The sequence below is a fragment of the Thalassolituus marinus genome (assembly GCF_020320395.1).
GTDB classification, from domain to species: domain Bacteria; phylum Pseudomonadota; class Gammaproteobacteria; order Pseudomonadales; family Oceanobacteraceae; genus Venatoribacter; species Venatoribacter marinus.
Genome location: NZ_JAEDAH010000030.1, coordinates 1 through 12,548, shown reverse-complemented (window position 1 = coordinate 12,548; position 12,548 = coordinate 1). Strand labels below are relative to the sequence as shown.

Annotated in this window: 14 protein-coding genes; 6 read left to right on the top strand and 8 right to left on the bottom strand. The window is 55.8% G+C overall.

Going from position 1 to position 12,548, the window contains the following annotated elements:
- The first annotated feature begins 4 nt into the window (after positions 1-4).
- Positions 5-1,012 (top strand): HD-GYP domain-containing protein, encoded by a 1,008-nt coding sequence (locus tag I9W95_RS06265; RefSeq protein ID WP_225672982.1) that lies wholly within the window; start codon positions 5-7, stop codon positions 1,010-1,012.
- Here I9W95_RS06265 and I9W95_RS06260 read toward each other — a convergent pair.
- The 4 genes from I9W95_RS06260 to I9W95_RS06245 all read right to left on the bottom strand — a co-directional run bounded on the left by I9W95_RS06260 (position 1,002) and on the right by I9W95_RS06245 (position 3,199).
- Positions 1,002-1,550, bottom strand: coding sequence for a hypothetical protein (locus I9W95_RS06260; protein WP_225672979.1), 549 nt, complete (start codon positions 1,548-1,550; stop codon positions 1,002-1,004). The two genes, I9W95_RS06265 and I9W95_RS06260, sit on opposite strands and share 11 nt — an antisense overlap.
- A gap of 3 nt (positions 1,551-1,553) precedes the next feature.
- A complete protein-coding gene (locus I9W95_RS06255) occupies positions 1,554-1,847 on the bottom strand; it encodes a PA4642 family protein (RefSeq protein WP_225672977.1) in 294 nt (97 codons plus the stop codon).
- Positions 1,848-2,041: 194 nt separating this feature from the next.
- Positions 2,042-2,773: a tRNA (guanosine(46)-N7)-methyltransferase TrmB gene (gene trmB / locus I9W95_RS06250; protein WP_225672975.1), complete on the bottom strand. Its 732-nt coding sequence runs from the start codon at positions 2,771-2,773 to the stop codon at positions 2,042-2,044.
- A 24-nt stretch (positions 2,774-2,797) separates the two neighbouring features.
- Positions 2,798-3,199 carry a DUF423 domain-containing protein gene (locus I9W95_RS06245; RefSeq protein ID WP_225672973.1) on the bottom strand — a complete coding sequence of 134 codons (402 nt, stop codon included), beginning with the start codon at positions 3,197-3,199 and terminating at the stop codon, positions 2,798-2,800.
- 124 nt (positions 3,200-3,323) lie between these two features.
- Here I9W95_RS06245 and ubiD point away from each other — a divergent pair, with 124 nt between their 5' ends.
- The 4 genes from ubiD (at position 3,324) to I9W95_RS06225 (ending at position 8,104) form a co-directional block, all read left to right on the top strand.
- Entirely contained in the window at positions 3,324-4,787 is a 1,464-nt protein-coding gene (gene ubiD, locus I9W95_RS06240; protein WP_225672971.1) for a 4-hydroxy-3-polyprenylbenzoate decarboxylase, read from the top strand.
- A gap of 6 nt (positions 4,788-4,793) precedes the next feature.
- Positions 4,794-5,828 (top strand): 2Fe-2S iron-sulfur cluster-binding protein, encoded by a 1,035-nt coding sequence (locus I9W95_RS06235; protein ID WP_225672970.1) that lies wholly within the window; start codon positions 4,794-4,796, stop codon positions 5,826-5,828.
- A 34-nt stretch (positions 5,829-5,862) separates the two neighbouring features.
- Positions 5,863-6,684 (top strand): mechanosensitive ion channel family protein, encoded by an 822-nt coding sequence (locus tag I9W95_RS06230; protein ID WP_225672967.1) that lies wholly within the window; start codon positions 5,863-5,865, stop codon positions 6,682-6,684.
- Between the two features lie 166 nt (positions 6,685-6,850).
- Positions 6,851-8,104: an ABC transporter substrate-binding protein gene (locus I9W95_RS06225; RefSeq protein ID WP_225672965.1), complete on the top strand. Its 1,254-nt coding sequence runs from the start codon at positions 6,851-6,853 to the stop codon at positions 8,102-8,104.
- Positions 8,105-8,158: 54 nt separating this feature from the next.
- Here the strand turns inward: I9W95_RS06225 and I9W95_RS06220 are convergent, their stop codons facing one another.
- Genes I9W95_RS06220 through hemC form a run of 4 tightly spaced genes read right to left on the bottom strand, consistent with a single transcriptional unit; the run spans position 8,159 to position 12,221 of the window.
- Positions 8,159-9,349, bottom strand: coding sequence for a heme biosynthesis HemY N-terminal domain-containing protein (locus I9W95_RS06220; RefSeq protein ID WP_225672962.1), 1,191 nt, complete (start codon positions 9,347-9,349; stop codon positions 8,159-8,161).
- Positions 9,346-10,479, bottom strand: a complete 1,134-nt coding sequence (locus I9W95_RS06215; protein ID WP_225672960.1) for a uroporphyrinogen-III C-methyltransferase — start codon at positions 10,477-10,479, stop codon at positions 9,346-9,348. The genes I9W95_RS06220 and I9W95_RS06215 overlap by 4 nt, the downstream gene beginning before the upstream one ends.
- A 39-nt stretch (positions 10,480-10,518) precedes the next feature.
- Complete coding sequence (locus I9W95_RS06210) at positions 10,519-11,280, bottom strand: uroporphyrinogen-III synthase (protein WP_225672957.1); 762 nt, start codon at positions 11,278-11,280, stop codon at positions 10,519-10,521.
- On the bottom strand, positions 11,280-12,221 hold the full coding sequence (gene hemC / locus I9W95_RS06205) for a hydroxymethylbilane synthase (protein WP_225672954.1): 942 nt from the start codon (positions 12,219-12,221) through the stop codon (positions 11,280-11,282). Before hemC ends, I9W95_RS06210 begins: the two co-directional genes overlap by 1 nt.
- Positions 12,222-12,292: 71 nt before the next feature.
- Between hemC and I9W95_RS18350 the strand changes: the two genes are divergently transcribed.
- Positions 12,293-12,415 carry a hypothetical protein gene (locus I9W95_RS18350; RefSeq protein ID WP_263866117.1) on the top strand — a complete coding sequence of 41 codons (123 nt, stop codon included), beginning with the start codon at positions 12,293-12,295 and terminating at the stop codon, positions 12,413-12,415.
- Positions 12,416-12,548 lie beyond the last annotated feature (133 nt).

Sequence of the window (12,548 nt, the reverse complement as noted above, 5' to 3'; positions counted from 1 at the left end):
ACCTGTGCCCGGAAATACCATTCTGCTGGTTGATGACGAAGCAGCAAACCTTCAGGTTCTGAAAAATATTCTGGAAACCGAATATCGCTTGCTGTTTGCTCGCGACGGAGAAAAAGCGCTCGCTCTTGCTCTGGCAGAACAACCGGATTTAATTCTGCTTGATGTAATGATGCCCGGAATTTCCGGACATCAGACCTGCGCCCGGTTAAAAGCTCAGGACAAGACAGCACATATTCCGGTGATTTTTGTGACCGCACTAGCTCAGGAAGACGACGAGACCAAAGGCTTCGAACTGGGAGCTGTCGACTATCTTACCAAGCCGGTCAGGCCCGCGATTGTAAGAGCGCGGGTAAAAACACATCTGTCTCTGGTGCGTGCCGACGAACTGAAACAAACCCGTTTGTCGATTGTTCAGCGCCTCGGCCGCGCCGCCGAATACAAAGACAATGAAACCGGCCGCCATGTCATTCGCACGAGTCTTTTTTCTCTGATTATTGGTCGTCAGCTTGGGCTCGATGAGCATCACCTCGACGATCTTTTGAATGCAGCGCCAATGCATGACATCGGCAAAATCGGCATTCCTGATGCGGTGCTGCTGAAACCGGGAAAACTTGATCCGGATGAATGGGAGATCATGCAGCGCCATGCACAGATTGGTGCGGAAATTATTGGCGAAGATGGTTCCAGTCTGCTGAAAATGGCACGGGACATTGCCCTGTGCCATCACGAAAAATGGGATGGAAGCGGCTACCCGCAGGGGTTAGCGGGAGAAGCGATTCCGCTGGAAGCGCGTATTGTTGCAATCGCCGATGTATTCGACGCGCTGACCAGCGAACGTCCCTATAAAAAGGCCTGGACCATTGATGATGCCTGCCAGTTAATACGCGAGCAAAGCGGTAAACATTTTGATCCGCAGCTGGTCGAACATTTCTTTAATGCACTGCCGGAAATTCTTGAAGCCAGACAGAAGTGGCTGGACGATGCTCACGACAACCAGAACATCAATCACTGACAACCTGTATTGCTTCCAGTAGTACCAGCTCGCAGGCACCATTACCAACGTCGTCACGACTCAGGGAGCTTACCCAGTGCCAGCCATCACTGGCATCAACCCGCACCAGTTTTCCCTGCAACTGAATGAGTTGATGTTTACGCACAGCTGCCAGATTTTGCGCAACGGCAGCATCGGCTGCGATCATATGCATGTTTGCAGACTGACGTTCAACATCACGACGAGGAATCGGTAACCTACTGGCTTGCCAGTAATACCAGCGGTTGCTCTGGCGAATTTCAAACTGAGAGTAAATGTCTGGCTGTGCCATCGAACCCCAGCCCAATGCCAGATCGGTGGCAGAAATATCGGCCTCACGGCCAAAGGAATAATCTTCGCGCCCGAGGACCCGGGCGGTCAGCGTAAAAGAATCCTGCAATACCGTAATGCGGTAGTCTCCGGCCTGATACCCCTGTGCGCCGTTTTCAATCACTACAGGCTGCGGACGGAGCCACCACCAGCAGGCGATGATAACCATCGCCAGCAGGATTTTTTTCATAGATCAGGCAGCGCCGGCAGCACGCAGCGATTCAGCGTACGGAGCACCTTTTGTATGGCTGGCGATGGTTTGCAGCAGAGTCACACCCTGTGCATTTTTCGCGTTTACATCATGGCCTTCCGCTGCGAACAGACCAACGTAATCCGCGAATACTTCCGGCAGCATATGACGGTAGGCACGAATCGCTGCAACGTAATCGGCATCGCTGCCGTCGTAGCTTTCGGCGGATAAAAATTCGCGCAGCATGTCTTCGCTCCACTCACCACCGAATACTTTTTCTTTGTCTTTTTTCAGCATGATTTATTTCCTTATTTAAAGTCGGATGTCGGATGTCGGATGTCGGATGTCGGCGCTGGACGCTGGAATCTATAGCAAACGTCTGCGGTGCGCAGTGCGCACCCTACCAGGTAAATTCGAGCATCGAGCATCGAGCATCGAGCATCAGGCGTCAGGCGTCAGGCGTCAGGCGTCAGACGTCAGACGTCTGACAGCTAGTGGATCTTGCGATACATCATATCCCACACACCATGCCCTTTACGCTCACCACGTTTTTCAAACTTAGTCAGCGGGCGGTGTTCCGGGCGCGGCACGCAGTTACCGTTACCGGCAATATTTTCGTAGCCTTCCTGAGCATCCATCACTTCGATCATATGCTCCATATAGTTTTCCCAGTCGGTGGCCATATGGAAAATACCGCCCGGCTTGAGAATACGGCGCAGAGTCTGAGCAAACTCAGTCTGTACGATACGACGCTTATGGTGCTTTTTCTTGTGCCACGGATCGGGGAAAAATAACTGCACAGTATCGATGCTGTTATCCGGAATCAGTTTCAGCACTTCAATGGCATCGTCTTTATAAGTGCGCAGGTTAGTAACGCCGGCTTCTTCTGCCAGATTCAGCAGCGAGCCAACACCCGGCAGGTGCACTTCAACACCAATAAAGTCTTTTTCCGGCGCGGCCTGTGCCATTTGCACCAGTGACTGGCCCATGCCATAACCGATTTCCAGTACCACATGACCATCACGGCCAAACACCTCAGCCGGTACGATCGGGCCTTGTTCCAGTGTCATGCCCATCACCGGCCACTGACGCTCAAGTGCGCCTTCCTGGCCTTTGGTCAGTCGACCGGCACGAATTACAAAGCTTTTAATACCGCGACGGTACTGAGGCTTTTCCTCGCTACCTTGTTGTTCCACGGTTTCGTTCTGGTTTTCTTCTGTCACAGTCAGGACCTGCAAAAATAAAATTCAGGAATGCTCAGGCGTTTTCAGTTTACTGGCAGCCACCAGCAGCAACGCCCATCCAATCAGCCAGCTGACACCGCCAATCGGGGTAATGATTCCCAATGGGCGGATGCCCGTCAGTGCCATCAGGTACAGGCTGCCGCTAAACAACAGCAAGCCGGCGAGCATCAGCCCGGCAGAACGGCGCAGCCAGATCGTTGTGGTGCCTGGTGGCAGCGTCATCAGTGCCACCGCCAGAGCCAGCAACACCACGCTGTGGACCAGATGGTACTGCACTGCGGTTTGCCAGACGGCAAGCATATTGGCCGATAACACACTCTTAAGGCCATGGGCACCAAACGCGCCCAGCGCAACGCCGCTAAAACCGGCAATGGCGGCAGAGATCAGAGTGGTTCGGGCTTGCATGCGATGTTTCAACCGGGGAACACAGAAAGCCGCTGATTATACAGCAGTTATACAGCCGGGCCAGTCGGAAGCTGTTAGAATACTTCGGCAATTATCCATCCTAAGCTGACAGATGAGGCAGTTGGTGAAATACAAAGACCTGCGCGACTTTATCAAAATGCTGGAAAAGCGTGGCGAGCTGAAACGCATTAAAACTCCGGTTGATCCGCATCTGGAAATGACCGAAATCGCTGATCGGGTGCTGCGCGCCAAAGGGCCAGCGCTGTTGTTTGAGAATCCGACAGGCTACGACATGCCGGTGCTGGCTAATTTGTTTGGCACACCTGAGCGGGTAGCGATGGGCATGGGAGAAGAATCCACCGAAGCCCTGCGCGAAGTCGGTAAGCTGCTGGCGTTTCTGAAAGAACCTGAGCCGCCAAAAGGCATGAAAGACGCCTGGTCGAAGCTGCCGATTTTCAAGAAGGTCCTGAGTATGGGGCCGAAAGAAGTGAAAAAAGCCGACTGCCAGCAGGTGATACTCGAAGGCGATGCCGTCGACCTGAGCAAAATCCCGGTGCAGCATTGCTGGCCGGGCGATGGTGGCCCGTTAATTACCTGGCCGCTGGTGATCACCAAAGGGCCGCATAAAGAACGTCACAACCTCGGTATTTACCGTCAGCAGGTGATTGCTAAGAACCGGGTGATTATGCGCTGGTTAAGCCACCGCGGTGGTGCGCTGGATTTCCTCGAGTGGCAGAAGGCCCATCCGGGTGAGCCCTTCCCGGTGACGGTGGCACTGGGGGCTGACCCGGCGACCATTCTGGGGGCGGTGACACCGGTGCCCGACACCCTGAGTGAATACGCCTTTGCCGGTTTATTGCGGGATAGCCGCACCGAGCTGGTAAAAAGCATCGGTAACGATCTGCTGGTGCCGGCGTCGGCCGAAATTGTGCTGGAAGGTGTAATCCATCCGGATGATATGGCGCCGGAGGGGCCGTTTGGCGATCACACCGGTTACTACAATGAGGTGGATCACTTCCCGGTGTTGACGGTGGAGCGCATTACTCATCGCAAGAACCCGATTTACCACAGCACCTATACTGGCCGGCCGCCGGATGAGCCGGCCATTCTCGGGGTGGCACTGAACGAGGTGTTTGTGCCGATTCTGCAGAAGCAGTTCCCGGAAATCGTCGACTTCTATCTGCCACCGGAAGGCTGCTCCTATCGTATGGCGGTGGTGAGCATGAAGAAACAGTATCCGGGTCACGCCAAGCGCGTGATGATGGGGGTCTGGTCTTTCCTGCGTCAGTTTATGTACACCAAGTTTGTGATTGTGGTGGATGAGGATGTTGATACCCGTAACTGGGAGGATGTGATCTGGGCCATCACCACCCGCATGGATCCGGCGCGCGATACCACGCTGATTGAAAACACGCCGATTGATTACCTCGATTTTGCCTCACCGGTGTCGGGCCTGGGCTCGAAAATGGGGATGGATGCCACCAATAAGTGGCCGGGGGAAACCGACCGCGAGTGGGGCACGCCGATTGTGATGGATCAGGCGGTGAAAGATAAAGTGGATGCCATGTGGGATGAGCTGGGGCTGTAACGACAGATGAAGCAGTCACACACCATCACCTTCCAACCATCCGGCGTGCGCATTCAGTGTCCGCCGGATCAGTCCATTGCCGAAGCGGCTCTGGAGCAAGGTGTCATTGTCCCGGTCAGCTGCGAAAACGGGGTATGCCAGATCTGCCAGGCCGAACGCCTGTCAGGAGACTTTAACTTCCGCAATGAGCTGGGCGAAACAATACTTGAGCATGACAATCAGGTATTATGTTGCGTAGCTTATCCACAATCCGATGCTGAGATTTCTATGTCCGACGTGTTCGCTCCATACCATAAACCCGAGCTGACCCTGGCCTGCCAGGTAGCTGGCGTCATGCCATTGCCGGGCAGTGTGTATCGTGTCGAACTGCTGGCACCGGCTGGTAAGAAAGTGGATTTCTGGCCCGGCCAGTACCTGATGCTGGAAGTCGAAACCCGCGAAGGCAAACAGCAGTTACCCTACTCCATTGCCTGCGCACCGGGTACGGACGATGACAACCGCCGTATCGAACTGCATATCGCTGCCAATGGTGAAACCGCCGACGACGTTATCCGCTATCTGCAGCAGGCCGTGATCGTCCGCGTTACCCTGCCGTTTGGTGACTGCTTTATTCAGCCGGATTTTGTCCGCCAGCATAGTGCCACACCCGTGCTGATGGTGGCTGCTGGCAGTGGCTTCTCGCAAATCAAAAGCCTGATCGAAGGTTATCTGCGCTGGAATCCGCAGCAGGAAATTCACCTCTACTGGTCGAATAAAGCCAGCGATGCGTTCTACCTCAGTGAACAGCCGCTGGCCTGGGCCGAAGCGTTTGCGAACTTTCACTACCATCCGATTATCGAACAGCACAGCGACGGCTGGCATGGCCGTGCAGGCTGGATCTATCAGGTTATTCACGAAGACTTCACAGACCTGAGTCAGATTCAGATGTTCGCCTGTGGCTCACCGAACATGGTATACAGCACCCTAGACCAGCTTGAGCCGCTTGGACTGTCACAGAACAATATGCACTCAGACGTTTTTGCCTACGCCCCGCGCGGCTGAATAATCGTCTGCACTAACCTTCAGGAGATCCGTAATGGAATGGAATATCGACCCACAGCAACTGTGGACAGACTACGTGCTGCCATGGAGCACTCAGATTCTACTGGCTCTGGTCATCTTTATTGTCGGTCGTCTGCTGGCCGGCATGATTACCCGCGCCACCGGTAAGGCGCTGGAAAAAGCCAAGCTCGACCCGATTCTGATCAACTTCCTGCGTACCGTACTGAGCACCACCCTGACGCTACTGGTGATTGTCTTTGCTCTGTCACAGCTGGGCGTCGACACCACATCGCTGGTCGCCTTACTTGGTGCTGCCGGTCTGGCCGTTGGTCTGGCACTGAAAGACTCTCTGTCGCACTTCGCAGCGGGTGTGATGCTGATTGTCTTCCGTCCGTTCAAGCTGGGTGACTATGTTGAGGTTGGTGGCGTGTCGGGTTCGGTCGATCAGATCACCATTTTCAGTACTCGTCTGAAGACCCCGGACAACAAAGTGGTGACCGTGCCGAATGGCAATGTTTTCGGAAATACTATGGTGAATTTTTCCGCAGAGAGCACCCGCCGTGTAGATATGATTGTCGGCATCAGCTACGGCAGCGACCTGCTGAAAGCCAAGTCGCTACTGAAGGAAATTGTCGAGTCCCATGACAAAGTACTGAAAGATCCGGAGACCAAAATTGCGGTGTCGGAACTGGCCGACTCCTCAGTGAATTTTGTCGTTCGACCATGGGCCAAAGCCGAAGATTACTGGGCTGTGAAGTGGGAACTGACTGAGCAGATCAAGCTGCGCTTCGATGCTGAAGGGATCGAAATTCCCTTCCCGCAGATGGATGTGCATCTGCACAAAGAAAGCGCCTGAAGGCAAAACAAGGCTCCTCTCTGAGGGGCCTTTTTTGTGTCCGTCATTCTCAGCAGCAACAGGCGCTAATGGTCTGAGTAATTCACCCATGCGACTAAAGCGTAAAGGCAGCTTTGTCCAACTCATCTCATCATGGCTGGTCCGAACAAATAAATGAGGGCGTGTGATGAAACGCAACATTGTGCACCTGTGTCTGACAGGGCTGCTGATGCTGGCTGGATTTGCACAGGCTGCAGAGCCAATCAAACTGGGACTGAATTACCCATCCACCGGACGCTACAAAGAACAGGGGCTGGCCCAGGCCCGTGGGGCGTTGCTGGCGGTTGAAGAAATCAATGCCAGGGGCGGCATTCTTAAACGCCCGGTGGAATTACTTACTGCCAACTCCGCATCCAAACCGGATAAAGCGGTCGACAACGTCAAAGAGCTGGCCGCCCAGGGTGTGTCCATGTTGTTTGGTGGTTCTTCCAGTGCCGTAGCCATTGCAGCTGGTCAGGAGGCAGCCAAACACGATTTGCTGTACTTCGGCACCCTCACCTACGCCAACGAAACCACCGGCGCGCAGGGACACAAATATATGTTCCGCGAAACCTACAATGCACATATGGCAGCGAAGGCGCTGGCCGCTTATCTGAACGAAAGCCTGAAAGACAAGAAGCTGTTCTACATCACCGCCGACTACAGCTGGGGCTGGTCGACCGAAGACTCGCTGCGCGCTTTCACCAATACCGAAGACAAGGGAGTGCACTCAGGCGTGCTGACCGCCTACCCGCGCCCGCGCGACTCCGACTTCAAAGATGCATTGCAGCAGGCCGAAGCCTCCGGTGCCGACGTGCTGATGCTGGTGCAGTTTGGCGATGATATGGCCATGGCCCTGAAAGTGGCGCAACAGATGGGGCTGAAGGACAAGATGACTATCATAGTGCCGAACCTGACGCTGGGTATGGCGCGCTCGGCTGGCTCCGGCATTATGGAAGGCGTGATTGGCACGGTACCCTGGTGCTGGCGCGTGCCATATGAGTACGACTTCGCCGGCGGCAAAGCCTTTGTCGAAGCCTTTGTGGAGCGCTTCAACACCTATCCATCGAGCTCAGCTGCATCAGCCTACAGTATCGTTTACCAGTTTAAGGAAGCGGCCGAGCGCAGTCGTTCACTGGACACTGCGAAGCTGATCAAAGCCCTTGAGAATCATAGTTACACCCATCTCAAGGATGCACAGCAGTGGCGCGCGATGGATCATCAGAATGTACAAAGCGTTTACGTCGTTCGCAGCCGCCCGCGTAATGACGTGCTGAAAAGCGACCTGCACGAAGACTTCTTTGAGATTCTGCTGCAACTGCCTGGCGAACAGGCGGTGCAGACTGCCGAGGAATGGGCGCTGGAGCGCAAATCGGTGGGTAAGTCACTGGCGCTGGAATAACCAGCAAGGCAAATAAAAAACGCCAGCGGATGCTGGCGTTTTTTATGTCTGCAATCAGCGTAATGCTAGCTGGAAGTGCTCACAGGCAAGCGTCTCATCGCCTTCGGCCAGCAACACCTGACCCATTTCCGCATGCAGCTCATTCAGGCCCTTAATACGCAGCCCTGTCTGCAGGTACTCACGGGCTTTCTCCAGATCACCCTCACGTCGTGCCAGCTTGCCCAGTACCAGCAGCAGTACCGGGTCATTCGGACGCTCCTGCAGTTGCTGCTCGGCAAACAGTAACTGGCGGTTAGGATCGTCGCCGTTCAATGCACCATACAAACTGATCAGGTCATCGTGCCAGACGTATTTGAGCGCGTTACGCAGCTCCTGCTCGGCCAGTTTTTCTTCACCGGCTTCTTTCAGCAACTCAATATAGCGACGGGTAATGGCCAGCGAATAACGCGAATTACGTGGAATTTCCTGATACAGGTGCTTCAGTGCCGAGGTAACGCTGTCCTTGCGGGCGGCATGACCGTGCGCGGCTCGTTCCAGTAATTGCAGGTGAACATTTTCTTCCAGTTCGCGGATTTTTTCCGCCGGAATCTTGCTCGACTTACGCAGCAGCGGCAGCAGATCCTGCAATGCCACCCAATCTTCCAGATCCAGGTAGGTCTTCACCAGCAGCTTAAGCAGGTACGCATGCTTCGGGTGCTGTTTACGCAAAGTCAGCAGTACTGCCAGTGCCTGTTCTTTCTGGCCACGGGAGTTGAGCAACTCAGCCTGTGTCAGACCAACTGCCAGCTCGGCGCCTTTGGTGCTCTGGCTGGCGGCTTTCAGCCACTCATCGGCAGCATCCATTTTGCCCTGCTCGTAGGCGGCACGGGCCGCCGCCAGATAGTTGATCAGCGGGGTATCGGAATCGTCAGCGCTGAGTGTCAGCATACGCTCGGCACGGCGCCACTGTCCCTGAGCCAGGCTCAGCAGACCACGGGTGGTCTGACGGCGGGCGCGCTGATTGCGACGCTGACGACGCCATTCATTGAAGCGCCAGTCACTACCCAGCAGTAACAGACTGAAACGCAGCAGTGCGTAAAACACGCCCATCGCCACCAGCGTCATGGCGATGAATATCCACACGCTGGTCTCCATGGTGTAATGGCTCCAGCTCACCAGCACATAACCGGCATCAATCGCCATCAGGGTGCCGGCAATCAGACCGATAGCGAGGGTAACAATCAGCAGTACCAGCAGAACTCTCATGCGTCAGCCTCCGCGGCCGGAGCCACCGTACCACGGCGCTGTTCTTCGATCTTTTTCTGCAACAGTTGCAGCGAATTGCTGATATCCGGAATCGCTGGTGCCACATTCCACTGCTGCAGCTCCTGCAGTGATGCCTGTACCGCACGGGCCTGATCGTCGGCCATCATCAGGTACTCATTCAGCCAATCAACAACACGTTTCAGACTGTGCTGATAAAGATCGGCCTGCTGACGCAACAGCGCAATCTGCGCCTGCTCCAGCATCAGGTGCATATTCTGCTGCAGGTAATACTGCTGATCAGGGCTGAGTGGTCCCTGAACAGGTACCTCACGGTCGCGGATACGTACCATCCCGACCAGCGCCTGCGACAAACGTTGCCATAACCCTTCGTACCAGGACAGGTCGCTGGCCGCTGCCGGCTCTTCGCCTACCTCGGTCTGAGCCTCAGGCAGCATACGTTCAGGCACCCATGGCAGTTGTGGAATAGCTTCCTGCAACGCCTGCAAACGTAACACCGCACCGGTGTAGTCCAGCGCCGGAGCAGCACGTAACGCCAGCATTTCTTTGGCCAGTTGGGCGCGTACTTTGCTGTACGCCGGGTTGCGGGTTTCGACCAGGACGTTATCCGCCGCCTGCAGCATGCTCAGAGCACCACTCCAGTCACGCTCGAGCTGTAAACGCTGATTAGCCATGCGCATCAGGTATTCGGCTTCCGCCAGCAACCAGTCCTGACGTTCGGCTCCCGGCAGTTTGCCTAAACGGTCAGTGTTGTGCGCGACCTGCTCGGCCAGTGACGACGCCTGCTTGAGTAAGCCTTCGGTTTTGACCAGCAACTCGCCTTCAGTGGCCGCCAGAGCACTGGCTTCATTCTGAGTCTGCTGCAACCGATCACGCAGCACTGCCATTTCGGCGGCCGTCTGCTGCTGCTGTTGCCAGGCCAGCCAGCCACCATAACCGGCTACGCCGGCCAGACCCGCGATCAGAAACAGATTTACCATCGACAGCGGATGCATACGCGCATTCTGGCGCGCGGCTTTGCCAGCATTCGGCAGAGCTTTCGTCTGCCCGGCATTGCTTGCCGGAGTCTCTGCGGGAGTTGAGGTCGCCTGATCTTTCTGGTCGGTGGTCACTGTTTTTATCCTTACCCGGCTCTGTGTCCGTTGTTTATCTTATTCCTGTTGCAGCCCATCCTGCAGGCACAACAGCATGTCCTCATCACGCGCACTGGCAGCTACCAGTACGCGTCGATACCCTTTCGCCTCGGCAATATGAGCGATACGTTCGCTGGGCAGTACCAGTGTGGTAATGCGCTGCGCCAGATCCGGCACCTGCTGCTCGACAATATCAAGGGCCTGACTGCTGCTCAGCATCAGTACCGGATCATCAGCCAGCGTCTGTTGCCAGCATTCGGTGCCCCAGTCGATCTGCCGGCGTTGATACAATTCAGCATAATGCACGTCCGCGCCACGCTCACGCAGTACCGCAGCCAGTGTTTCACGGCCGCCGATGCCACGCCAGATCAGCACCTTTTCGCCACAGATACTATCCGCCTGCAAGCCAGGCAAAGCCAGCACCCCTTCGCTGTCGAAGCGACTCTCTGGCATCTGCACGTTAAGACCTTCAGCACGCAGCACCTCGGCGGTGCTCGGGCCGACGGCGTACCAGTCAATGGCCAGCGGCGGCTGTGGCCAGTAACGGTCAAGCCACTCCAGCCCGGTGCTGGCAGCATTCGCACTGATAGCGATGACGGCACGATACTGGTCGAGATCAAGAATTCGCTGACGTAACCCCGAGCGGGCCGCCTGCTCATCATCACTGACCGGCTCAATGTCGATCAATGGCTGGCGGCGAACGTTAAAACCACGTTGCTGCAGTGCGTCCACCAGCTCATCAGCCTGATCTGCCGGACGCGTAACCACCACAGTGGTCATCAGTTCACTTCGTGTCCGTAAACGGCGCTCAGGATAGCACCTGCACCCTGTTCTAACAGGTGCTCTGCCGCCTGAATCCCCAGAGTCTCGGCGTCTGCGGCCGCACCACGATTTTCAGTTCGCAGAACAGTCGTACCATCGACGCTACCCACCAGACCGCGCAACCACAGCTGATCTTCGCTACGTTCGGCATAGCAGGCAATCGGCACCTGACAGCCACCCTGCAGGCGACGGTTCAGCGCTCGTTCGGCCAGAACGCAGCTGGCAGTGATGTCGTCATGCAGCGGCTTAAGCAGCTCGTGAACCGCCGTGTCGCCTGTACGCCATTCGATACCCAGTGCCCCCTGACCACCAGCAGGCAAAGATTGTTCGGCCGGAATAAACGCGGTTAAGCGATCCTGCATTTCCATACGCAGCAGGCCAGCGGCTGCCAGAATGATGGCATCGAATTCACCGGCATCGAGCTTGCTCAGGCGGGTCTGTACGTTACCGCGCAGGCTTTTGATCACCAGATCCGGGCGCTGCTGCTGAATCTGACACTGGCGACGCAGGCTGGAGGTACCCACCACCGCACCCTGCGGCAACTCATCAAGCGACTTGTAGGTATTGGAGACGAAGGCATCCTGCGGGTTTTCACGTTCGCAGATCACACCCAGCTCCAGCCCTTCCGGAAACTCCATCGGCACGTCTTTCATAGAGTGCACGGCAATATCAGCGCGCCCGTCGAGCATAGCGGCTTCCAGTTCTTTTACGAACAGACCCTTACCACCGATTTTCGCCAGCGGCACATCAAGGATTTTGTCGCCCTGAGTGGTGAAGGTCACCAGCTCAACCACCAGCCCCGGATGCATAGCCTCAAGACGGGCCTTGATGTGTTCAGCCTGCCACATAGCGAGCGGGCTTTTACGGGTAGCGATGCGGAGGGTGGTCACTTCAGACATGAGATTCCTTAAGGACGTTAAATGCGAACAATATTAAGCCGCATCATACCAGTGCTTAAGGAAGGGGGGGAATGATTCAGGTCGGCATTGGCGGAGTCGGACGCTGGACGCTGGACGCTGGACGCTGGACGCTGGACGCTGGACGCTGGACGCTGGACGCTGGACGCTGGACGCTGGACGCTGGACGCTGGTGATCAGTGTGATTTTTGATCAGCCAGCGTCAAGCTTTTTTCGAGCTTCATGCTTCAGGCTTCAGGCTTCAGGCTTCAGGCTTCCGACATCCGACATCCGACATCCGACATCCGACATCCGACATCCGACGTCCGA